The sequence below is a fragment of the Amycolatopsis sp. NPDC004169 genome, assembly GCF_040610315.1.
In the GTDB taxonomy this organism is placed as follows: Bacteria; Actinomycetota; Actinomycetes; order Mycobacteriales; family Pseudonocardiaceae; genus Amycolatopsis.
Window position 1 is genome coordinate 87606 of the sequence record NZ_JBEXMD010000027.1, and the last position, 26250, is coordinate 113855.

A 26250-nucleotide genomic window follows, 5' to 3' on the forward strand; every position below is an offset into this window, starting at 1 on the left:
GATGCCGATCCGCACCAACCGCGGCCGCACCGCGGTCTACCGGCGTCTGTGGGGCTGGCCGCTGCGCTCGCCCCGCCACCTGATGGGGACGCTGGTCTTCCTGGCCATCCTGGTCACCGCGCTCGGCATCGTGCTGCCCAAGGTGGTCGGCAAGCCGCAGGCCAAGGCGTCGCCGTCCACTCCAGGGGTGACGACGTCGGCGCCGGCGACCCCGTCCGGCGTCGCGGCGCCGGTCCCGACGTCGAACCTGCCGACGCGGCTGTCCACGCCGCTGGCCACCCCGACGCCCACGACGCCGAACGGCGACGCCATCCGCGTCGCCAAGGAGTGGGCCGCGGCCTGGGTGAACCACCCGGCGGGCATGACGTCCGAGCAGTGGCTGGCCCAGCTGAAGCCGTTCACCACCGAGGAGTACCTGCCGGTGATGGGGACGGTCGACCCGTCGAACATCCCAGCCACGAAGGTCACCGGTGAGCCGGTCGTCGGCACGTCGTACCCGAGTTCGGTGCAGCTGACCATCCCGACCGACGGGCCGAAGCTGGCCATCACGGTGGTGAGCACCAACGCCGGCTGGCGGGTCGCCGACTACGACCAGGCGAGCTGACCGTGCGGCGCCTGGGGTTGTGGCTGGGGCTGGTCGTGTTCGTCGCGATCGGCGCACTGGTCGTGACCGCGGTCGCCGCGAAGGTCGTGATCGACAACCAGCAGGCGCAGGCCCGTGGCGTCAACCTGATGAGCTGCGACGCCTCGGTCGGGCCCACTCAGCCCGGCCAGGGCGACCGCGGCACGGTCGACGCGTCGAAGCTGGACGACGAGCAGCGCGGCATCGTCGCGCTGATCATCTCGCTCGGCAAGCAGCGGTCGCTGGCGCCGCGCGCGTGGCAGGTCGCGATCCAGGCCGGGATGACCGAGTCCGGGCTGCACAACCTGACCTACGGCGACCGCGACTCTCTGGGCATCTTCCAGATGCGCCCGTCGATGGGCTGGGGCACGGTGGCCCAGGTCACCGACCCGACGTACGAGGTCAACAAGTTCTACGACGTGCTGCTGGCCGTCCCGGACTGGGAGAACAAGCGCCCGGGCGACGCGGCGCAGGCGGTGGAGCGCTCGGGCTTCCCGGACCGCTACCACAAGTGGGAGCCGATGGCGGCGACGCTGGTGGAGACGGTCGGCCAGGTCGTCGACGTCGTCGCCTGCGGCACCGGGCTGGGTGCGCTGCTGCCGCCGAGCCAGGCGGCGGGGCAGGCGATCAGTTTCGCGCTGGGCGAGCAGGGGAAGCCGTATGTGTGGGGTGCCACGGGACCCGATTCCTACGACTGTTCGGGCCTGATGCTGCGCGCGTACGAGTCGGCGGGGATCATCCTGCCGCGCGTCTCCCGCGACCAGTACCACGCCGGCGCGTACCTGCCGGTCCGGGACGCACAGCCCGGCGACCTGCTGTTCCTCGCCACCGACCCGTCGGACCCGTCGTCGATCCACCACGTGATGATGTACCTGGGGGACAACAAGATCGTCGAGGCGCAGCAGACCGGCGTCCCGGTGCACACCCGGGCCTTCTCGTTCGACGAGCGCGAACTGGTGCCGCAGGCGGTCCGCCCCGGCGTTTAGCATGGGTTGCGAGGCCTGACACCGATCGCACCGACGTCGCGGCCGCTTCCACGAGCAGGTGGCCGCGTACTGGCAGAGGATGAGCACGTGGGACGCAAATTCGGCAGGAGGGGCAAGCCGGGACCGGGCGAGCCCCGAGACCCGGCGGCGCTGTTCGGCGCGCCTCAGCCGCCCCGGCAGAGCGCCCGTCCCGTGTCGAGCACCCCGCTGGCCGACCAGCTGGCGCAGGGCTACCCGGGGGTGGACGCGGGGTACGTGGTGCTCCCGCGTTCGCTGGCGGAGGGCATGTCGCTGCCGTGGCAGCACCAGATGGCGGCGCTGCTGGCCCAGTTCCACGCGGAGCACGCGGGGCTGGCGTGGCCGATCTACCGGGTGGTCCCATCGAGGTACGAGAAGCTGGCGGACCTCGACGAGGAACAGCTGGCGGAGGCGGGCTACCTGGTCGAGATGGACGCGGACGGCGAGATGGTCTACCGCGAGCGCAGCGGCCGGAAGGTAGCGGACCCGGAGAACACCTCGGTCCTGGTGTCGTGCCTGGACCCGATCCCGAAGCCGGCGGCCCGCCAGGCGCCCCCGACGGCGGCTTCGCCGTCGGCGCCGGCACCGATGAACATCGGTCCGGCACCGGTGTGGCGGACGGTGCCCCAGCCACCACCGGGGCCGTGGGGGCCGGCCTCGCCTCCTTCACCTCCCGTGGAGCCGGAGTGGTCGGTGACGGCGGAGTCGGACTTGCCGGGACCGGTGAGGGCGCCATCGTCACCTCGCCATGCGGCGCCTGACCCGACGGTGGGGGCACGCCCGGAGACGCTCGCCTCGCCATCGGCCGGACCGGAGCGTGGGGAGGCCGAAGCGGGGGTCTCGATCGACCGTCCGAACCAGCCGACGGGCGTTGCTTCGGTACTGCCTGATTTGGGCTCTGACCAGCTGGAAGTCGCTGAACCAGCTCCGCGAGAGCCGGACCCGGCTGCGGCAGCATCGGAAGGCCGCCCAGCTCCGGGCGAACCCGAGGCGCCGCCCCCGCTGCCAGCGGCTGCCCCCGTCGAGCCCTCGGTGGTGGAGGCGCGAACGGAGTCGACCGGGTCCAGCCCGGTTGCACCCGACTTCCAGTCGGGGCCGCCCAGCGTGCCGCGGGAAGTGCAGTCGGCTGTTCCGCAGCCGCAGCCGCAGCCGCAGCCGCAGCCGCAGCCGCAGCCGCAGCCGCAGCCGCCCGCCGAGCCGCTGGCCAGCGCCGAGCCGCGCCCGACTTTCGGTGAAGCGCCGGCCGGGGCGCAGTCGCCGGTTACCGCCGAGCCGCAGCCGCCGGCCGAGCCGCTGGCTAGCGCCGAGCCGCAGCCGACCCCAGGTGAAGCGCTGGCAGCGCCGGCCGGAGCACAGCCGCCAGCTACCGCCGCCGAGCCGCAGCCGACCTCCGGCGATGCTCTGGCAGCGCCAGCCGGCCCACAGCCGCCGGCTACCACCCAGCCGCAGCCGACCTCGGCCGAGGCCGCACAGCCGAGCGCTGCCCCGGAAGCCCGTCAGCACATCGAGCCGCAAGCACCCGCCAGCGCAACCCAGCCGACACCCCCAACGGGCGGCGAGCACCGGCCGGCGGAGCCGCAACCACCAGCACCGGCCACCACACAGCACCCCACGCCACCGCAGGCGTCCCCGGATGCCGTTCCCCAGCCGGCTGCCACCTCCAGCGAGGCACCGCAGCCCCCAGCGGCCTCGGGCGACGCACCGCAGCCGCCCGCAGTTGCGGATGAGGCATCGCAGCCAGCGGCTCCCGGTGAGGCATCGCGCCTAGCCACAGCCCTGGACGAGGCACCGCAGCCGCCCACGGCGCCGGGCGAAGCATCGCAGCAGCCCCCGGTTTCGGCTGGGGCATCGCGGCTAGCTGCTGCCCTGGGTGAGGTTCCGCAGCCGAGCGAAGGACCGCAGCCACCCGCGGGCCCGGGCGAAGCGGCACAGCCACCTGCGGTTTCGGGCGACGCACCGCGGCCTGCGGTCCCAGTCGCACCGCCCCAGCCGCCCGCGGTCCCGGGCGAAGCCGCGCCGCCCGCAATATCGGGTGAAGGGCCGCTGCCACCTGCGGTTTCAGGTGGGGCAGCGCTGCCGCGTGCGGTTTCGGGGGAGGCAGCACAGCCGTCCGCGGAGTCCGGCGAAGCGCTCCAGCCTGTGGGCTTGGGCGAGGCGGTACCGCCTGCGGTTTCGAGGGAAGCGCCGCTGCCACCTGTGGCTTCGGGCGAGGCAGCACAGCCGCTCCAGGCTCCTGGCGAAGCCCCCCAGCCTGCGGTTTCCGGCGAGCCAGCCCCGCCGCCTGCGGTTTCCAGCGAAGTGACCCAGCCACCTGCGGTTTCCGGCGTGCCGGCGCTCCCGCCTGCAGCTACCGGTGAAACGCCGCAGCCACTTGCGCCCTCGGGCAACGCTCCGCAGCCGTCGGCGGTCGTGGGGGAGGAATCGGGGTCGAGCTCGTCACAGGCGCAGCCTCCTACGAGCGGCTCCTCCCTGCCCCGGCCGCCTTGGGGACCCGCCGGCTTGCCGGCTCCCAGCAACGGTCCCGGACCCGTTCCCGCACACGGCAGCCATGCAGCGCAGCCCACCGGACCGTCGCCGGTCCACGGCGGCGCCCCCACACCGAGCACTGCACCCCCGCAGGGCACGACCTCCGCTCAGGGCCTTCCTCCGGTGCCAGGCACCCCGCAGGCACCGAGCCCGGTTCTCAATCACCAGCCGGGCGTCGCCACCTCGCAGGGTGGGATTCCTGCCGCACCGACGCAGGGGTCGGCCTTCTCCCCGGCGACCTCCGATGCGCCGGTAACCGGCCAAAGCCCGGCAGGCCCCTCAGGCGCACCCGGTGACCCCGCGCAAGGCGCGCTGGGTTCCCCCGCCGCATCCGGTGCTTCGGCTCAGGGTTCCCCGGCGGCACCCGCCGCGCCGACGCAGGGGCCGGCTGGTCCCCCGACCGCATCGGGCGCCACGGCCTCAGCCACACCCACCGCTCCCGCGCAGGCCCCAGCCGCACCCGGCTCCAGCTCCCAAAACCCGGCCGCCCCTCGCTCCAAGCCCGTCTTCCCCGGCCCGGAATCCACCCCCCAGCCCTTCCCCACCCGCCACGCAGCCCCCGCCCGCCCGGTCTTCCCCGGCCCCGGCACCATGCCCCCCGTCCCGCCTCCGGCCCCCAACGCCCGCCCCGTCTTCCCCGGCCGGGACACCCCTCTCCCGCAGCCCAGCCGCCAAGAACCCGAGACCCCTCCCCGCGGTACCCCGCGCGGCTGGTTCGACGAGTTCACCGAACAGAAAGACCCCGAAGAACCGCAGGACTTCGGCCCCACCGGGCAGCCGACCGAAATCCCGTACCGCTACAAGCGCTGAAAAACGCGGCCGGGGGTGCGAACCTAGGTCCATGTCGAAAGATCCGAACCCGGACCAGGGGTGGTACTACAACACCCGCACCCACCAGGTCGAGCACCTCGAACGCAGCCGCAGCGTCGATCTGCTCGGCCCCTACCCGGACGAGGCCACCGCCCGGCGCGCCCTCGACATCGCCAAGGAACGCACCAGGCAGGCCGACGCCGCCGACGCGTCTTGGAACGACGACTAGACCGTCAGCCGCGGGCTCAGCACGAACTCCGGGTCCACCTGCGCGGCGAGGTCGGCGCCCGCCCAGGCCGCCGCGTTGCGCAGGTGGAACTCGACTGCCTGGCGCTGGTAGCGGGCCCAATCGCGCTGTTCGCCGTCGACTGCCGCGCGCATCGAGGCCAGCGTCGAAAGGTTGATCGGCTCCAGCTCGGCGATCGGCCGGGCCCTCCCGCGCTCGGCCGCGCGCACGTGCCCTGACGCCGAAAGCCACCCCAGCAGCGCCGGCCCGACCTGGTCCTGCAGGAACTCGACGTCCTCCGCGTCCGTCACCTTGTTGCCCACCACCACGAGCCGCACGCCGAAGTCGCGGGCGTAGTCCGCGTACTGGCGGTACACCCCGACGCTCCGGACCGTCGGCTCGCACACCAGGAACGTCACGTCGAACCGGGTGAACAGCCCCGAGGCGAACGCGTCCGCGCCCGCCGTCATGTCCATCACGACGTACTCGCCGTCGACGTCGACCATGTGGTTCAGCAGCAGCTCCGCCGCTCCCACCTTCGAGTGGTAGCACTTGACGCCGAGGTCGTCCTCGTCGAACTGCCCCGTGACGCCCAGCCGGACGCCGCCCAGCTGGCGGAAGCACGCCGCGAACACCGGGTTGTCCTCGAACGGCCGGACCAGCCTCGACCCGCGGCCCGGCGGGGTCGTCTTGATCATCGACGCCGCGTCCGGGATCCGCGGGTTGTCGCCGCGCAGGTAGTCCTTGATCAGCGTCATGTTGTCGCCCAGCGTCGGCCAGGCGAGCGCTTCCTCCTCGGTCGCGCCGAGCGCCACCGCGAGGTGCTGGTTGATGTCGGCGTCGATGGCCAGCACCGGCAGGCCGGCGTCGGCGAGGTGCGCGACGAACAGCGACGAGAGCGTGGTCTTGCCGCTGCCGCCCTTGCCGACGAACGCGATCTTCACAGGAGAGACCCTTTCTGGGAATGAAGACGGTTTTCATTTCGACCCCCGAAAACGTACACCCGACCGGCCCGCGCCCGATCGGGCGATCTCCGGGCCCGGAGCGGGTTAGGGTTGGGGGGTGCCTCCCCTCGTGATCAGGACACACTCGGCGGGCGGGGACTTCGGCCCCCTGCGTGCCGAGTTTTCGCTGCCGGAGTCGTTCGGGCCCGAGGTGCTGGCCGAGGCGGAGGCGGCGGTCCTCGACCCGCTGGCCAGCGCCGGCCCCCGCGAGGACGCCACGGACCTGCCGCTGGTCACCATCGACCCGCCCGGCGCCAAGGACCTCGACCAGGCGATGGTCGTCGAGAAGACCGCGCACGGCTTCCGCGTGCACTACGCGATCGCCGACCTCGCCGCGTTCGTCCCGCCCGGCGGCGCGCTCGACCGCGAGTCGCGCCGCCGCGGGCAGACGCTCTACCTGCCCGACGGCAACGTCCCGCTGCACCCGCCGGTGCTCTCGGAGGGCGCGGCGAGCCTGCTGCCCGGCGAGGTCCGGCCCGCGGTGCTCTGGACCATCGAGACCGACGACGCCGGCGAGCCGACGGCCACCCGGGTGCGCCGCGCGCTGGTCCGGTCCACCGAGCAGTTCGACTACGAGACCGTGCAGGCCGCGCTCGACGCCGGGAACCCGCACCCGTCGGTGGCCGCGCTGCCCGAGCTGGGCAGGCGGCGGCGCGAGCTGGCCGTCCGGCGCGGCGCCGTCGAGCTGCAGCTGCCGGAGCAGGAGATCACCGGCGACCCGGACGGCGGCTGGGTGCTCGCCCGCCGCCCGCGCACCGCCGTCGACGCCTGGAACGCCGAGATCTCGCTGCTCACCGGCATGGCCGCGGCGCGGATCATGCTCGACGCGCGGATCGGCGTCCTGCGCACGCTGCCCGACCCGGAGCCCGAGGCGGTCGACTGGCTGCGCCGCTCGGCCGAGGCGCTGGGCATCCCGTGGGCGCCGGAGGCGACCGTTTCGGAGTTCCTGTCCAAACTGGACCCGGGCCAGCCGGCGTCGATGGCCCTCTACGCCGACACGACCCGGCTGCTGCGCGGCGCGGGCTACACGGCGTTCGACGGCGAGCTGCCGTCGCTGACGACGCACGCCGGCATCGGCGGCGCGTACGCGCACGTCACGGCGCCGATCCGGCGGCTGGTCGACCGGTTCGCGACGGAGATCTGCCTCGCCGTCTCGGCCGGCCGCGAGGTCCCGGAGTGGGTGCGCGCGGCGCTGGCGGACGTGCCGGAGCGGATGAGCGCGTCGGACACGCTCGCCGCGAAGGTCGAGCGGGCGTGCATCGACCAGGTCGAGGCCTGGGTGCTGGCCGAGCACGTCGGCGGCGAGTTCAGCGCGGTGGTGCTGCGCGCGGACGAGAACAAGGCGGAGATCCTGGTCGAGGACCCGACGGTGATGGCGAAGTGCGCGGGGGAGCGGCTGACCGCGGGGGAGCGGATCGCGGTCCGGCTGACCGCGGTCGACGCCGAAAAGCGGAAGGTGTCGTTCGAACGCGCATGACTCACCTCGTCGATGACCTCGGCGAACCGGTGCCGCTGTCCGGACCGGCTTCGCGAGTGGTGTCGCTCGTGCCGTCGCTGACCGAAGCGGTCGAGGTCAGCGCGCCGGGGCGGTTGGCAGGCGCCACGGACTACTGCACCCACCCGTCCGCTTTGGACGTCCCGCGGGTGGGCGGCTCGAAGTACCCGAAGCTGGACCGGGTGCTCGACCTGGCGCCGGACCTGGTGCTGGCCAACGCGGAGGAGAACCGCCCGGAGGACGTGGAACGCCTGCGCGCCAACGGAATCCCGGTGTGGGTGATGGCCGCGGCGGCTTCGGTGCCCGCCGCGCTGGGCTCGCTGCGCCGGATCCTGACCCAGGCGTACGAGCTGGACGAGCCGGAGTGGCTGGTCGAGGCGGAGCAGGTCTGGCGTGAGGTCCGGCCGGTGCGGTTCCACGCGGTGGTCCCGGTGTGGCGCAAGCCGTGGATCGTCCTGGGCCGTGACACGTTCGCCGGGGACGTGCTGCGCCGGGTGGGCGTGGCGAACGTGTACGCGACGGCGGCGGAGCGTTACCCGCGGCCGGACGTGGAGGAGCTGCGGGCGCACCTGAGCTCGGACGCGGACCTGCTGGTGCTGCCGGACGAGCCGTACCTGTTCACCGCCGACGACGGGCCGGACCACTTCCCGGACGCGCGGTACGTCCTGGTCTCGGGCCGCCACCTCACGTGGTACGGACCGTCGCTGGTCGAGGCGCACGCGGCGCTGACGGAAGCACTGGACTAGTCCCTGAGAGTGAGCCGCGGAATCGCTCTCACCGGCGATCCGCCGCGCGGCGCGGAAAACCATGATCGAAGGCAGCACCGGAACCCACCGAGGAGCCTTCACCATGATCAAGCACGTCGCCGCTGCCCTGCTCGCCCTCGCGCTGGCGGGCACCGCCGCACCGGCGTTCGCCACGACTCCCGGCCACGCCTGCGTGGCCCGGAAACCCTTGGACACCACCGCACTCGAGCAGGCGATCAAGGGCCTGCCGAACGACGCCGTCAACGCGGCGCTGGTCCGCGCGACCGGCCCGGACGGCTGCTGGACGGGCACCGCCGGTGTCGCCGACCGCCGCACCGGGGCGCGGGTCGACCCGGACGCGCGGTTCCGGATCGGCAGCGTCACCAAGGTGTTCACCGCCGTCGTCGTGCTGCAGCTGGTCGCCGAGCAGCGCATCGCCCTGGACGGCACCGTGCAGGAATACCTGCCCGGCCTGCTGCCGGCCGGGTACCCCGCGGTGAGCGTCCGGCAGCTGCTGGACTACACCAGTGGCCTGCCGAGCCCCGTCATCGAGGACGACAGCATCGAATACGTGGTGGCGCACCGGTTCGACCGCTGGACGCCGGAGCAGTACGTGGCGGCGGCCTTCGCCAAGGGCACCAAGGAGTTCGAGCCCGGCACGGCGCAGCACTACCGCAACATCGGGTACATCGTCGCCGGGATGCTCGTCGAGAAGGTCACCGGACGCAGCTACGAAAGCCAGGTCCGGGACCGGATCGTGCGCCCGCTGCACCTGACCGGGACCACCGCGCCCGGCCACGACCCCGCGCTCCACGGCCCGCACGTGCACGGCTACCAGGTCATGACCGACGGCTCCGTCCAGGACGTGACGCGCTGGGACCAGTCGTTCGGCTGGGCCTCCAGCAGCATCGTCTCGACGACCCGGGACCTCGACGTCTTCACCGAGGCGCTGCTGGGCGGACGGCTCCTGCCGCCGTCGGTCCAGCCGGAGCTGTTCGCCGTGCCGCCGGTCCCGGACGTCTCCGGGAAGCCCGCGAGTTTCGGGGCCGGCCTCCAGCGGTTCAAGCTGCCCGGCGTCGGCGAGGTCTGGGGCAAGAGCGGTGGCTGGTACGGCTACCTCGCGGGGATCGGCGGCACGCGCGACGGCCAGCGGCGGCTCGTCTACGGCCTGACCGCGAACGACGCCAAGAACGGCGACAACCCGACGCCGGTCACGCAGCAGATCGTCGCCGCCGGGATGACGCTGGCCGCGCGCGGATGACCGGGTGGGCCCCGGGAACCGGGGAGCGGGCAGGATCACGTCCTGTGTCCGCCTCGCCGGTTCTCCAACCCCTGACCCGCCGCCTGCGCGCGCTGCCCGCCGCGGGTGTCGACGTGGCGCTGGCCGCGGGCGTGGCGGTGGCCGGGCTGTGGCCGTTCTTCTCCCGCACGAACCCGGCCGGCGGCCCGTGGCACGCGTGGGGTGTCGTCGTCGTGCTGGCGGCGGCCGGAGTCCTGGGGTGGCGGCGGCGGTTCCCGGTCGCGGTGCTGCTGTCCGGCCTGGTGGGCGCCTGGGCCTACGACTTCGCCGGGAACGTCCCGGCCCAGCCGGTCTGGTACGGCGTGCTGATCGCGCTCTACACGGTCGCGGTGCGGTCGGCGCCGTGGCCGCGGGTCGCCGCCCTGGCGGTCACGGTCGGCGGAAGCCTGCTCACAGCGTCGTCGGAAACGGCGTTGCGCAGCGGGATCCTGTTCGCCGCCGCCTACGCGATCGGCCGGGTCGCGGTGGCGTCCCGCGAGCGGGCCGAGTGGCTGGAGCGCGAGCGGCTCGCCGAAGCCGCACGGGCGGCGGAACGGGAACGCGCCCGGATCGCGCGGGACATGCACGACATCCTGTCCCACGCGGTCAGCCTCATGGTCGTGCAGGCAGAGGCGGGCCCGGTGGCACTGCCCGGCGATCCGGCCCGCGCCGAGGCGGCCTTCGACGCGATCGCGTCGGCGGGGCGGGACGCGATGGCCCAGCTGCGCCGGATGCTCGCCGTGCTCAAGACCGACGACGGCTCGCCCGCCCCGCAGCCGACGCTCGCGGACCTGCCGCTGCTGGTGTCGGGTGCGTCCGGAGCGGGGACGGACATCGCTTTCTCGGTCTCCGGGGAGCCGGGCGAGCTCATGCCGGACGCCGAGGTCGCCGCGTACCGCATCACCCAGGAAGCTCTCACCAACATCGTCAAGCACGCGGACGCCCGGCACGCCGGGGTCCGCCTCGACTGGCAGGACGGCACCTTGACCCTCGAGATCACCGACGACGGCCGCGGCGGTCCCGCCACCGGCACCGGTGGGCACGGCCTCATCGGCATCCGCGAACGCGCCACCGCGTGCGGCGCCGAGGTGACGGCCGGGCCGCGCCCGGACGGCCCGGGGTTCCGCGTCCGGGCGCGGTTCGGGGCGCGGGCATGACCGTGCGGGTGGTCGTCGCGGACGACCAGGACCTGGTGCGCGCCGGGTTCGCGATGATCTTGGGTGCGCAGCCCGACATCGAGGTCGTCGCGGAGGCGGCGGACGGTGCCGAGGCGGTCGACGCGGTCCGCGCCCATTCGCCGGACGTGCTGCTGCTCGACATCCGGATGCCCCGGATGGACGGCATCGAGGCGGCGAAGATCGTCTGCGCGTCGACGTCCTGCCAGGTGCTGATGCTCACGACGTTCGACCAGGACGATTACGTGTACGAAGCGTTGCGGGCGGGCGCGAGCGGCTTCCTGCTCAAGGACGTCCGCCGCGACGACCTGGTGCAGGCGGTCCGGGTGGTCGCGGCCGGGGACGCCCTGCTGGCGCCCTCGGTGACCCGGCGGCTGATCGCGCAGTACACGGCCCGCCCGGCGGTCCCGGCCCCGCAGCGGCTCGCGGAGCTGACGGCGCGGGAACGGCAGACACTGGCGATGCTCGCGCGCGGGCTGTCGAACGCGGAGATCGCCGCGGAGCTGGTGGTCAGCGAGCACACGGTGAAGACGCACGTGAGCAACCTGCTGAGCAAGCTGGGCCTGCGAGACCGGGTCCAGGCGGTGATCGTCGCCTACGAAACCGGCCTCGCAGTCCCCGGCCTCGCCTAGAGCGTCAACCCCGTCAGGACCGTGACGCGCTCCTCGGTGAAGTCCGCCATCGCCGCCGCCGGGCCTTCCCGCCCCACACCCGAGTCCTTCACCCCGCCGTACGGCATCTGGTCCGCCCGGAAGCTCGGCACGTCCCCGACGATCACGCCGCCCACCTTCAACGCCGCCGACACCTCGAACGCCGTCGGGACGTCACGCGTGAACACGCCCGCCTGCAACCCGAAACGCGACGCGTTGATCCGCGCCACCCCCTCGGCCACCGAGGACACCCGGACCAGCGAAACCACCGGGCCGAACACCTCCTCGGCCATCACCGACGCGTCTTCCGGCACGTCCGCCAGCACCGTCGGCTCGACCGTGGCTCCCGACCGGCCGCCGCCGGTCAGCACCCGTGCGCCGGAAGAAACCGCGGCGGAAACCCACGATTCCACTCGCGTGGCGGCGTCCAGGTTGATCAGCGGGCCGACGTCGACACCGTCGGCGCGCGGGTCACCCACCCCCAAAGCACGCACCTGCGAAACCACCTTCGAGGCCAGAGCGTCGTAAACGGAGTCGTGGACGTACACCCGCTGCACCGAAATGCACGACTGCCCGGCCTGGTACATCCCGAACGTCGCGATCCGCTGGGCCGCGAAGTCCAGGTCCGGCCAATCCGGACAGACGAGCACCGCGCCGTTGCCGCCCAGCTCCAGTGCCACGTGCTTGCGGGGCACGCGGTCGCGGATCGCCCAGCCCACCGGGACCGAGCCGGTGAACGACACCACCGGCAGCCGCGGGTCCTCGACCAGCTTCGACGACGTCTCGTTGTCCACCGGCAGGATCGACCACGAGCCGGCCGGGAGGCCCGCCGAAGCGAGGATTTCGCCCAGCAGCAGCGCCGTCAGCGGCGTTGCCGGCGCGGGCTTGAGCACGATCGGCGCGCCCACCGCGATCGCCGGCGCCACCTTGTGCGCCACCAGGTTCAGCGGGAAGTTGAACGGCGTGATGCCCAGCACCGGCCCGCGCGGCACCCGCCGGATAAGGGCCAGCCGGCCGGTGCCGCCCGGGTCCGTGTCGAGCCGCTGGAGCTCGCCCGAGAAGCGGCGGGCCTCCTCGGCCGCCCAGCGGAACGTCGACACCGCGCGCCCCACCTCGCCGCGCGCCCACTTCAGCGGCTTGCCCGACTCCGCCGTGATCAAGGAAGCGATCTCTTCGGACCGCTCACCCAGCGATCGGGACACGTGGTCCAGCGCACCCGCGCGGACGTGCGCGGGCAGCGTCGCTAACTCGTCGGCGACGTCGGCCGCGGCCTGCACCGCCGCCTCGACGTCCGACTCCGACGGCACGAAGTGCGAACCGGCCTCGGAGCCGTCGAACGAGTGACGGACGACGGCGGTCGCGCCGCCGGTCACCGGCTTCCCGGCGACCCAGAACGGGAACGTCATGCGCGGGCCTCCGTCCGGACCGCGTGCTCCAGCACGGAGAGGCCCTCGTCGAGCAGGTCGTTGGACAGCGACAGCGGCGGCAGCAGCCGGACGACGTTGCCGTAGGTGCCGCAGGTCAGCACCACGACCCCGGCGCGGTGGCAGGCGGCCGCGACGCGCTTGGTGAGATCGGCGTCGGGCTCGGACGTGCTGGGGCGGACGAATTCCGCGGCCAGCATCGCGCCGCGCCCGCGGACGTCGCCGATCACCCCGGTTTCGGCAGCCAGTGCCCGCAGCCGCGGCAGCACGACGCCTTCGATGCGCTTGGCCGAGGCCGCGAGGTCTTCGGTCTTCATCGTCTCGATCGAGCCGAGCGCCGCGGCGCACGCGATCGGGTTGCCGCCGTACGTGCCGCCGAGGCCGCCCGGCGGGACCGCGTCGAGCAGCTCGGCGCGGCCGGTGACCGCGGACAGCGGCAGGCCGCCGGCGATGCCCTTGGCCGTCGCGATCAGGTCCGGGACGACGTCCTCGTCGGTGGAGGCGAACCAGGCACCGGTGCGGCAGAACCCGGTCTGGACCTCGTCGGCGACGTACACGACGCCGTTCTCGCGGCACCAGGCCGCGATCGCGGGCAGGAAGCCGCGCGCGGGCTCGATGAAGCCGCCTTCGCCCTGGATCGGTTCGAGCACGACCGCCGCGACCTGGTCGCCGCCGATCTGCTTCTCGATCCGGTCGATGGCCAGCGCGGCGGCTTCCGGGCCGGACAGGCCGTCGCGGAACGGGTACGAGCCCGGCACCCGGTAGATCTCGGGCGCGAAGGGGCCGAAGCCGTGCTTGTAGGGGATGGACTTCGCGGTCATGCCCATCGTCAGGTTGGTGCGGCCGTGGTAGGCGTGGTCGAACACGACGACGGCCTGACGTCCGGTTGCCGTGCGCGCGATCTTCACGGCGTTCTCGACGGCTTCGGCGCCGGAGTTGAACAGCACCGACTTCTTCGCGTGGTCGCCAGGGGTCAGCTCGGCCAGTGCCTCGCAGACCTCGACGTACCCCTCGTACGGCGTGACCATGAAGCAGGTGTGGGTGAACCAGCAGGCCTGCTTGCGGACGCGGTCGACGACGGCGGGCGCGGAGTGCCCGACGTTGGTCACCGCGATGCCGGAGCCGAAGTCGATCAGCACGTTGCCGTCGGCGTCGGTGAGCAGGCCGCCGCTGGCGGAGGTGACGTAGACGGGCAACACCGAGCTGACCCCGGCGGCGACGGCGCCGGCGCGGCGCTGCTGCAGCTCGCGCGAGACGGGGCCGGGTATCTCGGTCTGCAGCCTGCGCTGGCGGGGCGCCGGGGCCTGGGGCCCGGCGGTGGTGCTTGCGGTCACGGCGTGCTCCTGGGAAGTCGGTGGACGTCCTCAGGATGAGTGGTTACCGGGCGGTCGTCAGGTGGCCGTTCCGGACAGTTCGGCGCGTAGAGTTGGCCGTTATGGCACTCACGCTGGCCGCGCTGGCCGCCGAGCGCCCGCTCGGGCTGCGGGTGCTGACCGGCGAAGACGTCCTCGACCGCCCGATCGGCTGGGTCCACCCGACCGAGCTGACGGACCCGCAGGCGTTCCTCGAAGGCGGCGAGCTGCTGCTCACCACCGGCCTGGCGCTGGACGAGGGGACGTCGCCTGCCTACGTCCGCCGTCTGGTCGACGCGGGGGTCGCGGGGCTCGGCTTCGGCGTCGGGCTGAGCCACGAGTCCGTCCCGCGTTCGCTGGTGGAGACGGCGGCGGCGGTGGGGCTGCCGGTGCTGGAGGTGCCGCGGAAGACGCCGTTCATCGCGATCACCCGCGCGGTTTCGCGTGCGGTGGCGGCGGACGAGTACGCGACGACGGTCCGGATCGGCCGCGCGCAACAGGAACTGACCCGCACGGCGGTCGGCCAGGGCGGCCCGGCCGGGGTGCTGCGCAAACTGGCGAAGCTGGTCGACGGCTGGGCGCTGCTGTTCGAGCGCACCACGGTCACCGAAGCGGCCCCGGCGAGCGCACGCGCGTACGGCCCTTCGCTGCGTGAGGAACTCGAGCGGCTTCGCACCGGCACCCGGGTGGTGGCGCTCGACGGCCGGGAAGTCGTGCTGCAGACGTTGGACACCAGCGCGCGGCGGGTGCTCGCGGTCGGTGCGCCGCTCGACACCGCGGGACGGCACATCGTCAACACCGCCGTTTCGGTGCTTTCCCTGGCCCTGGAACAGGATCGCGCCCAGGCGACGGCGCGGCAGGCGTTGCGGACCGGGCTGCTCGAACTGCTGGCGGGCGGCCAGGCGGAGCTGGCGCTGCGGGTGCTGGCGGCCACCGGGGCCGAGCCGCCGCGGGCGCCGTGGTCGGTGCTGGTGTTCCTCGGCCCGCCCGCGGCCCGGCGCAAGCTGCTCGACGCACTGGAGGACGAGGTGTTCGCGGCCCGCTCGGGAGCGTCGGTGGCGGTTTTCGGTGCCGGAGCGGTGGTCGACACGGTGGCCGAAGCGGCGTTGCGGATCGGCGGCCTGCACGGCGGGGTGGCGGGCCCGGTCTCGGCGGGCGACTTCGCGGCCGGGCTGGAGCAGGCGGATCTGGCGGCCCGCGCGGCGGAGGCCGAGGGCAAGATCCTCGTCTCGGCGGCCGAGCACACCGGCCGCGGCCTGCTGTCCCTCATCGAGCCGGTGGTGGCCCAGGCGTTCGCGCACGGCCTGCTGGCCCCGCTGCGCAGCCACGACGAAACCGGCCGAGGCGATTTGGTGGAGTCATTGCGTTGCTGGCTGGAGCACCACGGCCACTGGGACGTGGCGGCCGCCCGGCTGGGCGTGCACCGGCACACGTTGCGGAACCGGATCACGAAGGCCCAGGAACTGCTGGGGCGGGACCTGGACTCCCCGGGCGTGCGGGCCGAGCTGTGGGTGGCGCTGCAGGCGCCCGCCTAGCGCCGGAGGATCCGCTCGACGTCCGCTGCGAGGGCTTCGTTCACCGCGGTGATCACCGCGTTCCGGCGGGTCAGCCAGACCTCCTCCGCGTTGTGCTCCCGGAGCCGGTCGAGTGCGTCGAGGAGCTTCCGGTGCCGCGGCAGGCTCTCGTCGAGCTGCAGGCGTACCAGGGTGAACAACCGATCTTCCCGTTCGACCTTCTCCGCCATCGGTCCCGGCCAAGGCGAGCCGGTGTCCATCGCGCGCCGGTAGGCGTTTTCGATGAGGTAGGTGAGGGTCAGCTCCTCGGCGAGCGCCTCGCGCAGGCGAGCGGACTGGCCTTCGAGGAGGGACATGCGTGCGGTGCTCACCGCGGCGAACCGCTGGGTGCGCATCGTGAGCACGACTCCGAGCAGGACCGCGCCGCTCGAGAGCAAGGTCGTGAGGACTGCGGTGAGCACGGTGCTCATGGCGATCTCCCGGGTCGGCGCGAACGCGTGGGACGGTAGGCAGTAGTCGCCGGCGCCGCCCCGGCTGTTTCACCGCGGTGGCGCAGCCGGCAACGCCGGTGTCATTCCGCGCGTCCCCTTTGCATGACCGGCAAACGGCTGGCTGTGGTGACGCTCGTGGTCCTGCTCCTGTCAGCAGGCGGCCTGGCCTTCCTGCCCTGGACCGCCAACCACTTCGGCTACGCCCTGCCGACCGACCACGGGCTCCCGTACCGCATCCACCACGCGGGCCGCGATTACCACAGCGAAGCGACCTGCGCGGGCGCCGGCTGGTGCGGCACCTCCGCGCCGCACTGCGGGCCGCCGGAAGCCGACCTCACCCGGGTCGGCGAGGTGCCCACCCTCTTCGGGACAGCGCACCCCGTGTTCACCACCCGGCCGGCGCCCACGCCGCTGACCGTCCTCGTCCAAGCCACCCCCGGCTGCTACGTCGGTTACGCACTGATGGGTGGCCCCTGAGCCCCGGTCACCAGCACGATCGGCGAATCACCGCACCGCCGCAGCTCCGGTCCGGGCGCCGCCCCCGCCGACCACCACGCCGGGACGTCCGCCTCGCGGACCAACGACCCCGTCGGCTGGCGGACGCTGTTCGACACGATCACCCGCCCCTGCGCGTTCAGCAACGCCGCCCCGCGGCCGAGTGACCGCAGCCGCGGCCGTACCGCGCGCTCGAATTCGCGGACGTAGACGTCCGCGCCCACGACACCGGCGAACGAACCGGCGCGGAACACCGGGATCGTGAACGTCAGCGTGTACTCGTCGGTGCACAGGTAATCCACGTACGGCCCGTTGATGTGCCGCCGGCCGGTGTCGCGGGGGACCGTGAACCAGGACTGCCTGGTGTAGTCCAGGAAGTTCGGGCTCGCCGGGTCGAGGCTGATGAACAGCTGGGCCGGCTCCGCGGACGAGCCCGTCCACCACTCGAAGCCGAACTCCGAGTCGGTGAGCACGTTCGGGGCGCTGACGAAGCCCGCGCCGATGATCAGCCCGCCGAGCGCGTCGGTGACCTGCGGGCGGATCCGGTGCAGGCCCGCCGCGGACGGCGCCTCCGCCAGTACCGACTCGGCCGCCGCCAGCAGGGGCTTGAGCCGCTCGAAAACGCCTTCCACCAGCGCGGAAACCTGCTCGACGACCTCGTCGCCTGCCAGCGTGCGGGTGTCGTTCACGGTGCTCACCTCGATGCGCGGAGTAGCGGAAGTTTACGGGGCGAGCAGGCCGAGGTGCACGTCCGCGAGCCGGTCGAGGGCGGCCAGCACGTGCTCCTCCGTCAGCTTGCGGGCCAGTTCGCCGTCGGCCGAGGAAATCGCCGCGGTGATCGCCGCGTGCTCCTCGCACGAGGGCGCCGACGGCCCGAGCGGCAGCCACAGCAGCCCGCCCAGCTCGCTCTGCAGGTGGACCTCTTCGTGCGTCAGCCGCGGTGACTGCGCGGCCGCCGCCACCTCCAGGTGGAACTGCCGTTCCGCCCGGGTGAAGTCGATGCCGCCTGCCGTGCGGAGGTCCTCGGTCGCCAGCCGCAGCCGGGCGACGTCCTCGGGCGAGCTGCGCTCGGCGGCGAGCTTGGCCGCGGCCCCGGCGATCGCGAGGTAGTGGTCGCCGACGTCCCGCAGATCGGACAACGACACCTCGCGCAGCCGCGAACGCCACTCGTCCGGGGGAGGGTTGGCCGGCGCGCGGACGAAGCTGCCGCCGCTGCGCCCCCGCCGCGTTTCGACCAGCCCCTGCTGCCGCAGGGCCACCAGCGCTTCCCGGACCGTCACGGTCGAGACGCCGAACTGCGCGGCCAGGTCGGCTTCGCTGGGCAGTTGCTCGGAGTCGGCGAGCAGGCCGAGCGTGATGGCGTCGACCAGCCGCGCCGCCACCGCCTCCGCCCGGCCGACCTGGCCGAGCGGCGCGAACATGGCGGACCGCGCGCTGTGCGACATGCCCTTGCGCATCGCCTCGCTCCTCCGCACCGGACTACCCGTTCGCACCAATCTTGCCCCATGCCCTTGTCCTATTACATATGGACTTATATGTTTTAGCTTCCGCCAGCACCCGAGGAGTGATCGTGCAGGAGCTGAAGCACTACGTCGGCGGCGCGTACGTGGAGTCCAAGTCGGGCCGGACGGCCGAGATCACCGACCCCGTCACCGGCCGCCCCTACTGCACCGCCCCGATCGCCGGGCCCGAAGACGTCGACAACGCGCTGCAGGTCGCCGCGACCGCGTTCGAGACCTGGCGCGAAACGACCCCGGCCCAGCGCCAGCTCGCGCTGCTCAAGCTGGCCGACGCCCTCGAAGCCCGCGCCGAAGAGCTGGTGAAGACCGAGTCCGCGAACACCGGCAAGCCGGTCGCGCTGACGATGGCCGAAGAGATCCCGATGATCCTCGACCAGGTCCGGTTCTTCGCCGGAGCCGCGCGCGTGCTCGAAGGCCGTGCCGCCGGTGAGTACATGGAGGGCCACACCTCCTTCGTCCGCCGCGAACCCGTCGGCGTCTGCGCGCAGGTCACGCCGTGGAACTACCCGCTGCTGATGGCCATCTGGAAGATCGCGCCCGCCCTCGCCGCCGGGAACACGATCGTGCTCAAGCCCTCCGACACCACCCCGGCGTCGACGCTGCTGCTCGCCGAGATCGCCGGCGAGTTCTTCCCGCCCGGCGTGTTCAACGTGGTCTGCGGTGACCGCGACACCGGCCGCGCCCTGGTCGAGCACGACATCCCGGCGATGGTGTCGATCACCGGCTCGGTCCGGGCGGGCATCGAGGTCGCGAAGTCGGCCGCCACCGACGTCAAGCGCGTGCACCTCGAACTCGGCGGCAAGGCACCGGTCATCGTCTTCGGCGACGCCGACCTCGAAGCCGCCGCCGAAGCCATCGCCGTCGCGGGGTACTTCAACGGCGGCCAGGACTGCACCGCCGCCACCCGCGTGCTGGTCGCCGACGACGTGCACGACACCTTCGTCGCCGCGCTCACCCGGCAGGCCGAGACCACGAAGACCGGACGGCCGGACGACGAAGACGTCGCCTACGGCCCGCTCAACAACGCCACCCAGCTCGAACGGGTGGCCGGGTTCATCGACCGGCTGCCCGGGCACGCGACCGTCCACTGTGGCGGGCACCGGGTCGGCGAGGAAGGTTACTTCTACGAAGCCACCGTGGTCTCCGGCGTCCGCCAGGACGACGAGATCAGCCAGAACGAGATCTTCGGCCCGGTCATCACCGTCCAGCGGTTCTCCGACGAAGCCGAAGCGCTCAAGGCCGCGAACGCCGTGCAGTACGGCCTCGCGTCGTCGGTCTGGACCCGCGACCACCAGCGGGCCATGCGCGCCGCCGCGAAGCTCGACTTCGGCTGCGTCTGGATCAACACGCACATCCCCCTGGTCGCCGAGATGCCGCACGGCGGGTTCAAGAAGTCCGGCTACGGCAAGGACCTCTCCCTCTACGGCCTCGAGGACTACACGCGCGTCAAGCACGTGATGAGCGCACTGTGAGGCTGGCCGTGCCGAACCAAGCACCCACCACCGAGTCCCGGGAAGAGCCCGCGGCGCCGGAAAGCACCGGCCCGGCCATCCGGCTTTCCGGGCTGCGCAAGCACTTCGGTGACGTCCACGCGGTCGACGGCGTCGACCTCGACATCCCGCCGGGCGAGTTCTTCTCGATGCTCGGCCCGTCCGGCTCCGGCAAGACCACGGTGCTGCGCATGATCGCCGGGTTCGAGCTGCCCACCGAGGGCACGATCGAGCTCGACGGCCACGACGTCAGCCGGCTGGCGCCGTTCGAGCGGGACGTCAACACGGTGTTCCAGGACTACGCGCTGTTCCCGCACATGAGCGTGCAGCAGAACGTCGAGTACGGCCTGCGCGTCAAGCGCGTCCCGAAGCAGCAACGCCGGGAGCGCGCGCTCGAAGCGCTGAAGACCGTGCGGCTGGAGGACTACGGCTCGCGCAAGCCCGCGCAGCTGTCCGGCGGCCAGCGCCAGCGCGTCGCCCTCGCCCGCGCGCTGGTCAACCGGCCCAAGGTGCTGCTGCTCGACGAACCGCTCGGTGCACTCGACCTCAAGCTGCGGCAGGCGATGCAGCTGGAGCTCAAGCAGATCCAGCGGGACGTCGGCATCACGTTCGTCTTCGTCACCCACGACCAGGACGAAGCGCTCACCATGAGCGACCGGATCGCGGTGTTCAACGACGGGAAGATCGAGCAGGTCGGCCCGCCCGAAGAGGTCTACGAACGGCCCGCGAGCGCGTTCGTCGCCGGGTTCGTCGGGACGTCGAACCTGCTCGGCGGCCGCGGTGCCGAGAGCGTCATCGGGCGGCCGGGGCTGTTCAGCATCCGGCCGGAGAAGATCCGCATCGACGCCGACCTGTCCGAGCCCGCCGCGGCCGGGGACACCAGCGCGACCGGCACGGTCACCGACGTCGTCTACGCCGGGGCGACCGTGCGGTACTCGGTCGCCCTCGACGCCGGCGGCCGGCTTTCGGTGGTGCGGCAGAACACCGACGGCGTCCTCGCGGACGGCCGCGTCCGGCTGAGCTGGCGGAACGAACACAGCTTCCAGGTCCAGTAGTCCCTTCGGAAGGGTTGCCATGAAGAACAGGAAGACGCGGCTTGCCGGGATGCTCGGCGCTAGCCTGCTGTTGGCTGCATGTGGCACGTCGGGCACGAGTTCGTCCGCGCCGCCCGGCGCGCAGGGGTTCACCCCGCCGAAGCTCGAAGCGCTCAAGGCGCTCGGGCAGCCGGAAGGCCAGCTGAACGTGCTGGCCTGGCCGGGGTACGCGGAGAACGGCTCCAACGACCCGAAGGTCAACTGGGTCACGCCGTTCGAGCAGCAGACCGGCTGCAAGGTCAACGTCAAGCCGTTCGGGACGTCCGACGAGGCCGTCACGCTGATGAAGACCGGCCAATACGATGTCGTGTCCGCCTCCGGTGACGCGTCGCTGCGGCTGGTCGCCTCCGGGGACGCCGAGCCGGTGAACACCGCGCTGGTGCCGAACTACGCCGACGTCCAGCCGTTCCTCAAGGACAAGTCGTGGAACAGCGTGGGCGGCACGGCCTACGGTATCCCGCACGGCTGGGGCGCGAACCTGCTGACCTGGCGCACCGACAAGGTGACGCCGGCGCCGAACTCGTGGTCGGTCATGTTCGACGCGAACTCGCCCTACAAGGGCAAGGTGATCGCCTACGACTCGCCGATCTACATCGCCGACGCCGCGCTGTACCTGCAGGCGCACCAGCCGGACCTGGGCATCAAGAACCCGTACGCCCTGGACGACAAGCAGTTCACCGCCGCGGTCGATCTGCTGAAGCAGCAGCGGCCGCTGGTCAGCGAGTACTGGTCGGACTACCTCAAGGAGTCGCAGGCGCTGAAGAACGGCGACGCCGTCGTCGGGACCGCCTGGCAGGTCACGGTCAACCTGACCAAGGGCGAAGGCGCGCCGCTCGAGTCCGCCGTGCCCAGCGAAGGCGCGACCGGGTGGTCGGACACCTGGATGGTGGCGGCGAAGTCGGCGCACAAGACGTGCGCGTACAAGTGGCTCGACTACATCATCAGCCCGAAGGTCAACGCCCAGGTCGCCGAGTACTTCGGCGAAGCGCCGGCGAACACGAAGGCGTGCGCGGAGATGACGGACAAGACGCTCTGCGACATTTACCACGCCGGCGACGCCGGGTACGCGGCGAAGATCGCCTACTGGACCACGCCGATCCCGCAGTGCCTCGACGGCCGCACGGACGTCAAGTGCAAGGACTACGGCGAGTGGACCAAGGCCTGGACCGAAATCAAGGGCTGACTCTGCCCATTGTCGCCGATCCGACCGGCAGCCACGGCGGAACAACGTTCCGGTGAGCGGTTAGCTCCCGTTCGTATCCGCCTGCTTTCGGGCCGGCTCGGCGACCCGAACTCCGGGAGCGGCGGGCTGTGTCCCCCCACTCCGCCCGCCGCTCCCGGACCTGCTCCTGCGAGGCACGATGACCGCCGTTTCGGCCTTCTTCTACCGGAAACCCCGGCTGCGCCTGGGTTTCCTGCTCTCGGCGCCGCTGCTGTGGCTCGGCCTGGCCTACCTTGGCGCGCTCGCCGCGCTGTTCGTCACGGCGTTCTGGCACACCGACGCCTTCACCGGCCAGGTTGTCATCGAGTGGTCGCTGGACAACTTCAAGACGCTGTTCACCGACGCGGTGTACCGCACGATCACCTTCCGCACGGTCGGGATCGCCGCGCTGGTGACGGTGATCGACGCCGTCATCGCGTTCCCGATGGCCTACGCGATGGCCAAGCTCGCCTCGCCGCGGGCGCAGCGGATCCTGGTGATCGCCGTGATGACCCCGCTGTGGGCGAGCTACCTGGTGAAGGCGTACGCGTGGCGCTCGATGTTGTCCGGCAACGGCGCTTTGAGCTGGCTTTCGCCCGGCTACGGCGTGACGGCCACCATCATGACGCTGTCCTACCTCTGGCTGCCGTACATGATCCTCCCGATCTACGCGGGCCTCGACCGGCTGCCGGATTCCCTGGTGGACGCCTCCGGTGACCTGGGCGCCCGCTCGCTGCGGACGTTCCGCTCGGTGATCCTGCCGCTGACCTTCCCGGCGATCGTGGCGGGCTCGATCTTCACGTTTTCGCTGTCACTCGGCGACTACATCGCGGTGAAGATCGTCGGCGGCACGTCCCAGATGCTCGGCAACGTCGTCTACGACAACATCGGCGCGGCCAACAACCTCCCGTTCGCGGCGACGGTGGCGACCGTGCCGGTCGTGATCATGCTGGTGTACCTGGCCGCGGTGCGCCGCACCGGCGCGCTGGACAACCTCTAGGAGCTCTCGTGCGCAAGCTGCTGTGGACGGCGCTGGGGCTCGGCCTTGCGGTGATCTACTTCCCGCTGGTGGTGGTGCTGCTCAACTCGTTCAACGCGGACACCACGTTCGGTTTCCCGCCGACCCGGTTCACCCTGGAGTGGTGGAGCCGCGCGGCGGCCAACGAAGGCGCGCTGCACGCGCTGTGGACGAGCGTCGAGGCCGGACTGGCGGCGACGGCGATCGCGCTGGTGCTCGGCACGATGGCGGCGTTCGCGTTGCAGCGCTACCGGTTCTTCGGGCGCAACCCGGTCTCGCTGCTGATCATCCTGCCGATCGCGCTGCCGGGGATCGTCACGGGCATTGCGCTGAACAACGCGTTCCGCACGATCCTCGGCATCGATCTGGGTCTGCTGACGGCGATCATCGCGCACGCGACCTTCTGCATCGTGGTGGTGTTCAACAACGTCGTGGCACGGCTGCGGCGGATGGGCGGCAACCTGGAGGAGGCGTCGATGGACCTCGGCGCGACCGGGTTCACGACGTTCCGCCTGGTGACGTTCCCGATGCTGCGCTCGGCGTTGCTGGCGGGCGGCCTGCTGGCGTTCGCGCTGTCGTTCGACGAGATCATCGTGACGACGTTCACCCTCGGCACCGGCATGGAGACGCTGCCGATCTGGATCTACAACAACCTGTTCCGGCCGAACCAGGCACCGATCGTCAACGTGGTGGCGGCGGTCCTGATCGTGGCGTCGACGGTCCCGGTGTACCTGGCCCAACGCCTCTCGGGCGACACGGCATCGGGCGGCCGGCTCTAGTGCACCGACCGGATGGTGCCGCCGTCCACGCGGATCGTCGCGCCGCTCACGTACGCCGCCGCCGGGCTGACCAGGTAGCCGACCGCGGCCGCGATCTCCTCGGGACGGCCCAGCCGTCCGACGTCGTTGGGCACCAGGTCGCGGGCCGCGGCGTGCTCGATCTCCGCCCATTCCGTGCCCCAGCCGTGGGCCGGGGCGATCGACGTCAGCAGCTCACGGACCGAGTCCACCAGGATCGCGCCGGGGGAGACCACGTTCGACGTCACGCCGGTGCCGGCCAGGTCCCTGGCCAGTGACACCGCCAGGTTGTGCCGCGCGGCCAGCGTCGCCGTGTAGTGCGGCTGCATCGCCAGCGGCTGGATCGCCAGGCCGCCGCCGATCTGGACCACCCGGCCCCAGCCGCGCTCGCGCATGCCCGGCACGCACCGGTGGATCATCCGGACCGCCGAGACGACGTTCGCCTCGTACATCGCGGCCCAGTCCTCCGCCGTCGCGTCGGTCCAGCCGAGGTGGTCGTACGCGCCGGCGTTGTTGACCAGGATGTCGACGTCGCCCGCCGCCTCGGCGACCGCGTCCGCTCCGGAGCCGGTCGACAAATCGCCAAGGGCGACCCCGGCTGCGCCGATCTCCGCCGCCACCTTCTCCGTCCGGGCCGCGTTCCGGCCGTGGACGACCACGGCCGCGCCTTCGGCGGCCAGCAGCCGCGCGATCGCCTCGCCGAGACCGGCGCTCGAACCGGTGACCAGCGCCCGCTTACCCGCGATTCCGAGATCCATGAAGCACCTTCCGTGGAGGTATACACCTGTAGACTTAGTGTAAGTCTACACTCGTATACATGAGACCCCGCAACGCCGCCGCGACCCGGGAAGCGATCCTGGCCTCCGCGCTCGAAGCGTTCACCCGGGCCGGCTACGACGGTGTCGGCGTGCGCGAGATCGCCGAGTCCGCCGGGGTCACGGCGATGCTGGTCAACCGCTACTTCGGCTCGAAGGAAGGGCTCTTCGCCGAGGTCGTCGAAGCGGCGATGGCCGAGCGGACCGTGCTCACCGGCGACCCGGAGACCCTCGCCGCCGACCTCGCGGCCTCGCTCGTGCGCCGGACCGCGCCGGAGGCCGGGCGGCTCGAACCGTTCCTGCTGATGCTGCGGTCGGCCCCCAACCCGCGGGCCGCCGAAATCCTGCGGGCGGGCATCGAGCGGCACGTCGAGAAGCACCTGGCCGACCTGCTTCCCGGCCGGGAGCAGCCGGGCCCGGCGCTGGCCCTGTCGGTCATCGCCGGGTTCTGGGTGATGCGCACGCTCCTCGGCAGCACCGCGCTGAACGGGGCGGACGAAGAGGTGGTGCGGCGCAAGCTGGAGCGGGTGTTCGCGGTGCTACTCGCGGAATGAGTCCGTCGCCGCCCGCAGCGCGGCCAGCACGCCGGGGTCGGTCACCGCGTGCCCGGCGCCCTCGATCAGCTTCAGCTCCGAACCGGGCCACGCCCGGTGCAGCTCGTAGGCGGTGACCGGCGGGCACACCGTGTCGTAGCGGCCCTGGACGATCACGCCCGGGATGTCCGCGAGCTTGCCCGCGTCGCGGATCAGCTGCCCGTCGTCGAGCCAGGCGCCCCGCGTGAAGTAGTGGACGGCGAGCCGCGCGAACGTCAGCGCGAACGCCGGATCGGCGTACTGGCGGACGAACGACTCCTGGGGGACCACCGAGACCGTTGCGCCCTCCCAGGTGCTCCACGCGACCGCCGCGCGGTGGCGGACCTCCTCGGCCGGGTCGTCCAGCAGCACCGCGTACCCGGCCAGCGGGTCGGCCCGCAGCTCCGCCGGGAGCGGCGCGAGGAACGCCTCCCACTCGCGCGGGAAGAGGTGCGCCGCGCCACCGCGGTAGATCCAGTCCAGCTCGCTCTGCCGCACGGTGAACACGCCCCGCAGGATGATTTCGCTGACGCGTGAAGGGTGCGTCTCGGCGTAGGCGAGGGCCAGCGTGGCGCCCCAGGAACCGCCGAAGACCTGCCAGCGCTCGATGCCGAGCCGTTCGCGCAGCAGTTCCATGTCGGCGACCAGGTGCCACAGCGTGTTCGCGGTGAGGTCGCCGGCGTCCGGAGTCGACCGGCCCGAGCCGCGCTGGTCGAACAGGACGATCCGGTAGGCCGCCGGGTCGAAGTGCCGCCGCGCCATCGGGGCGATCCCGCTGCCCGGGCCGCCGTGCAGCACCACGACCGGCTTCCCGGCCGGGTTGCCCGCCTCCTGGCACCGGATCCGGTGCCCGTCTCCGGTTTCCAGGAACCCTTCGGCACGCGGGGCGATCGGCGGGTACAGCTCGTCCATGCGAAACACTGTGCCGTA

At 72.3% G+C, this 26250-nt stretch carries 24 protein-coding genes; 16 read left to right on the top strand and 8 right to left on the bottom strand.

The features are described 5' to 3' along the window. The first annotated feature begins 1 nt into the window (after position 1). The 3 genes from ABZX11_RS30955 (at position 2) to ABZX11_RS30965 (ending at position 5191) form a co-directional block, all read left to right on the top strand. The gene (locus tag ABZX11_RS30955) at positions 2-604 is read left to right on the top strand and encodes a hypothetical protein (RefSeq protein WP_354919520.1); all 603 of its coding nucleotides are present in this window, start codon (positions 2-4) and stop codon (positions 602-604) included. A gap of 2 nt (positions 605-606) precedes the next feature. Then, a complete protein-coding gene (locus ABZX11_RS30960; RefSeq protein WP_176172860.1) occupies positions 607-1608 on the top strand; it encodes a C40 family peptidase in 1002 nt (333 codons plus the stop codon). 3385 nt (positions 1609-4993) lie between these two features. Beyond that, positions 4994-5191, top strand: coding sequence for a hypothetical protein (locus ABZX11_RS30965; protein ID WP_176172859.1), 198 nt, complete (start codon positions 4994-4996; stop codon positions 5189-5191). On the opposite strand, the gene ABZX11_RS30970 is transcribed toward ABZX11_RS30965, so the two are convergent. Next, positions 5188-6132 carry an AAA family ATPase gene (locus ABZX11_RS30970; RefSeq protein WP_354919524.1) on the bottom strand — a complete coding sequence of 315 codons (945 nt, stop codon included), beginning with the start codon at positions 6130-6132 and terminating at the stop codon, positions 5188-5190. The genes ABZX11_RS30965 and ABZX11_RS30970 overlap by 4 nt on opposite strands. 130 nt (positions 6133-6262) lie before the next feature. On the opposite strand from ABZX11_RS30970, the gene ABZX11_RS30975 reads away from it, so the two are divergent. From ABZX11_RS30975 to ABZX11_RS30995, 5 genes are all read left to right on the top strand, one after another. Then, entirely contained in the window at positions 6263-7669 is a 1407-nt protein-coding gene (locus ABZX11_RS30975; RefSeq protein ID WP_176172857.1) for an RNB domain-containing ribonuclease, read from the top strand. Continuing rightward, a complete protein-coding gene (locus ABZX11_RS30980; protein WP_354919527.1) occupies positions 7666-8433 on the top strand; it encodes a helical backbone metal receptor in 768 nt (255 codons plus the stop codon). The genes ABZX11_RS30975 and ABZX11_RS30980 overlap by 4 nt, the downstream gene beginning before the upstream one ends. Positions 8434-8536: 103 nt before the next feature. Further along, a complete protein-coding gene (locus tag ABZX11_RS30985; protein WP_354919530.1) occupies positions 8537-9694 on the top strand; it encodes a serine hydrolase domain-containing protein in 1158 nt (385 codons plus the stop codon). Positions 9695-9738: 44 nt separating this feature from the next. Next, entirely contained in the window at positions 9739-10869 is a 1131-nt protein-coding gene (locus ABZX11_RS30990) for a histidine kinase (RefSeq protein ID WP_354919533.1), read from the top strand. Beyond that, a complete protein-coding gene (locus ABZX11_RS30995) occupies positions 10866-11519 on the top strand; it encodes a response regulator transcription factor (RefSeq protein ID WP_354919536.1) in 654 nt (217 codons plus the stop codon). Before ABZX11_RS30990 ends, ABZX11_RS30995 begins: the two co-directional genes overlap by 4 nt. Here the strand turns inward: ABZX11_RS30995 and ABZX11_RS31000 are convergent. Both ABZX11_RS31000 and gabT read right to left on the bottom strand, forming a co-directional pair. Continuing rightward, positions 11516-12943: an aldehyde dehydrogenase family protein gene (locus tag ABZX11_RS31000; RefSeq protein WP_354919539.1), complete on the bottom strand. Its 1428-nt coding sequence runs from the start codon at positions 12941-12943 to the stop codon at positions 11516-11518. The two genes, ABZX11_RS30995 and ABZX11_RS31000, sit on opposite strands and share 4 nt — an antisense overlap. Beyond that, positions 12940-14295: a 4-aminobutyrate--2-oxoglutarate transaminase gene (gene gabT / locus ABZX11_RS31005; RefSeq protein ID WP_354919542.1), complete on the bottom strand. Its 1356-nt coding sequence runs from the start codon at positions 14293-14295 to the stop codon at positions 12940-12942. The genes ABZX11_RS31000 and gabT overlap by 4 nt, the downstream gene beginning before the upstream one ends. Before the next feature lie 101 nt (positions 14296-14396). Between gabT and ABZX11_RS31010 the strand changes: the two genes are divergently transcribed. Continuing rightward, a complete protein-coding gene (locus tag ABZX11_RS31010; RefSeq protein ID WP_354919545.1) occupies positions 14397-15848 on the top strand; it encodes a PucR family transcriptional regulator in 1452 nt (483 codons plus the stop codon). Here ABZX11_RS31010 and ABZX11_RS31015 read toward each other — a convergent pair. Next, a complete protein-coding gene (locus ABZX11_RS31015) occupies positions 15845-16297 on the bottom strand; it encodes a hypothetical protein (protein WP_354919548.1) in 453 nt (150 codons plus the stop codon). The two genes, ABZX11_RS31010 and ABZX11_RS31015, sit on opposite strands and share 4 nt — an antisense overlap. A 123-nt stretch (positions 16298-16420) precedes the next feature. Between ABZX11_RS31015 and ABZX11_RS31020 the strand changes: the two genes are divergently transcribed. Then, complete coding sequence (locus ABZX11_RS31020; protein WP_354919551.1) at positions 16421-16795, top strand: hypothetical protein; 375 nt, start codon at positions 16421-16423, stop codon at positions 16793-16795. Here the strand turns inward: ABZX11_RS31020 and ABZX11_RS31025 are convergent. Both ABZX11_RS31025 and ABZX11_RS31030 read right to left on the bottom strand, forming a co-directional pair. Then, complete coding sequence (locus ABZX11_RS31025) at positions 16771-17502, bottom strand: cache domain-containing protein (RefSeq protein ID WP_176172848.1); 732 nt, start codon at positions 17500-17502, stop codon at positions 16771-16773. The two genes, ABZX11_RS31020 and ABZX11_RS31025, sit on opposite strands and share 25 nt — an antisense overlap. A 33-nt stretch (positions 17503-17535) precedes the next feature. Then, the gene (locus ABZX11_RS31030) at positions 17536-18270 is read right to left on the bottom strand and encodes an FCD domain-containing protein (protein ID WP_176172847.1); all 735 of its coding nucleotides are present in this window, start codon (positions 18268-18270) and stop codon (positions 17536-17538) included. Positions 18271-18383: 113 nt separating this feature from the next. Here ABZX11_RS31030 and ABZX11_RS31035 point away from each other — a divergent pair, with 113 nt between their 5' ends. The 5 genes from ABZX11_RS31035 to ABZX11_RS31055 all read left to right on the top strand — a co-directional run bounded on the left by ABZX11_RS31035 (position 18384) and on the right by ABZX11_RS31055 (position 23915). After that, a complete protein-coding gene (locus tag ABZX11_RS31035) occupies positions 18384-19805 on the top strand; it encodes a gamma-aminobutyraldehyde dehydrogenase (RefSeq protein ID WP_176172846.1) in 1422 nt (473 codons plus the stop codon). Then, positions 19802-20878, top strand: coding sequence for an ABC transporter ATP-binding protein (locus ABZX11_RS31040; RefSeq protein ID WP_354919556.1), 1077 nt, complete (start codon positions 19802-19804; stop codon positions 20876-20878). The genes ABZX11_RS31035 and ABZX11_RS31040 overlap by 4 nt, the downstream gene beginning before the upstream one ends. A 19-nt stretch (positions 20879-20897) precedes the next feature. Continuing rightward, positions 20898-22100 (top strand): ABC transporter substrate-binding protein, encoded by a 1203-nt coding sequence (locus ABZX11_RS31045; RefSeq protein ID WP_354919559.1) that lies wholly within the window; start codon positions 20898-20900, stop codon positions 22098-22100. Positions 22101-22278: 178 nt separating this feature from the next. Beyond that, on the top strand, positions 22279-23118 hold the full coding sequence (locus ABZX11_RS31050) for an ABC transporter permease (protein WP_176172843.1): 840 nt from the start codon (positions 22279-22281) through the stop codon (positions 23116-23118). 8 nt (positions 23119-23126) lie between these two features. Further along, positions 23127-23915, top strand: a complete 789-nt coding sequence (locus tag ABZX11_RS31055; protein WP_176172842.1) for an ABC transporter permease — start codon at positions 23127-23129, stop codon at positions 23913-23915. Here ABZX11_RS31055 and ABZX11_RS31060 read toward each other — a convergent pair. Beyond that, positions 23912-24691 (bottom strand): SDR family NAD(P)-dependent oxidoreductase, encoded by a 780-nt coding sequence (locus ABZX11_RS31060; protein WP_176172841.1) that lies wholly within the window; start codon positions 24689-24691, stop codon positions 23912-23914. The genes ABZX11_RS31055 and ABZX11_RS31060 overlap by 4 nt on opposite strands. Before the next feature lie 59 nt (positions 24692-24750). Between ABZX11_RS31060 and ABZX11_RS31065 the strand changes: the two genes are divergently transcribed. Beyond that, complete coding sequence (locus ABZX11_RS31065) at positions 24751-25302, top strand: TetR/AcrR family transcriptional regulator (RefSeq protein WP_176172840.1); 552 nt, start codon at positions 24751-24753, stop codon at positions 25300-25302. On the opposite strand, the gene pip is transcribed toward ABZX11_RS31065, so the two are convergent. Continuing rightward, positions 25288-26232, bottom strand: a complete 945-nt coding sequence (gene pip / locus ABZX11_RS31070; RefSeq protein ID WP_354919564.1) for a prolyl aminopeptidase — start codon at positions 26230-26232, stop codon at positions 25288-25290. The genes ABZX11_RS31065 and pip overlap by 15 nt on opposite strands. Positions 26233-26250 lie beyond the last annotated feature (18 nt).

Excerpts from the sequence above, each read along its gene's own strand:
- ABZX11_RS30955 (WP_354919520.1), top strand. The coding sequence starts at position 2 with ATGCCGATCCGCACCAACCGCGGCCGCACCGCGGTCTACCGGCGTCTG.
- ABZX11_RS30965 (WP_176172859.1), top strand. The coding sequence starts at position 4,994 with ATGTCGAAAGATCCGAACCCGGACCAGGGGTGGTACTACAACACCCGC.
- ABZX11_RS30980 (WP_354919527.1), top strand. The coding sequence starts at position 7,666 with ATGACTCACCTCGTCGATGACCTCGGCGAACCGGTGCCGCTGTCCGGA.
- ABZX11_RS30985 (WP_354919530.1), top strand. The coding sequence starts at position 8,537 with ATGATCAAGCACGTCGCCGCTGCCCTGCTCGCCCTCGCGCTGGCGGGC.
- ABZX11_RS30995 (WP_354919536.1), top strand. The coding sequence starts at position 10,866 with ATGACCGTGCGGGTGGTCGTCGCGGACGACCAGGACCTGGTGCGCGCC.
- ABZX11_RS31000 (WP_354919539.1), bottom strand. The coding sequence starts at position 12,943 with ATGACGTTCCCGTTCTGGGTCGCCGGGAAGCCGGTGACCGGCGGCGCG.
- ABZX11_RS31010 (WP_354919545.1), top strand. The coding sequence starts at position 14,397 with ATGGCACTCACGCTGGCCGCGCTGGCCGCCGAGCGCCCGCTCGGGCTG.
- ABZX11_RS31015 (WP_354919548.1), bottom strand. The coding sequence starts at position 16,297 with ATGAGCACCGTGCTCACCGCAGTCCTCACGACCTTGCTCTCGAGCGGC.
- ABZX11_RS31020 (WP_354919551.1), top strand. The coding sequence starts at position 16,421 with ATGACCGGCAAACGGCTGGCTGTGGTGACGCTCGTGGTCCTGCTCCTG.
- ABZX11_RS31030 (WP_176172847.1), bottom strand. The coding sequence starts at position 18,270 with ATGCGCAAGGGCATGTCGCACAGCGCGCGGTCCGCCATGTTCGCGCCG.
- ABZX11_RS31045 (WP_354919559.1), top strand. The coding sequence starts at position 20,898 with ATGAAGAACAGGAAGACGCGGCTTGCCGGGATGCTCGGCGCTAGCCTG.
- ABZX11_RS31050 (WP_176172843.1), top strand. The coding sequence starts at position 22,279 with ATGACCGCCGTTTCGGCCTTCTTCTACCGGAAACCCCGGCTGCGCCTG.
- ABZX11_RS31060 (WP_176172841.1), bottom strand. The coding sequence starts at position 24,691 with ATGGATCTCGGAATCGCGGGTAAGCGGGCGCTGGTCACCGGTTCGAGC.
- ABZX11_RS31065 (WP_176172840.1), top strand. The coding sequence starts at position 24,751 with ATGAGACCCCGCAACGCCGCCGCGACCCGGGAAGCGATCCTGGCCTCC.
- pip (WP_354919564.1), bottom strand. The coding sequence starts at position 26,232 with ATGGACGAGCTGTACCCGCCGATCGCCCCGCGTGCCGAAGGGTTCCTG.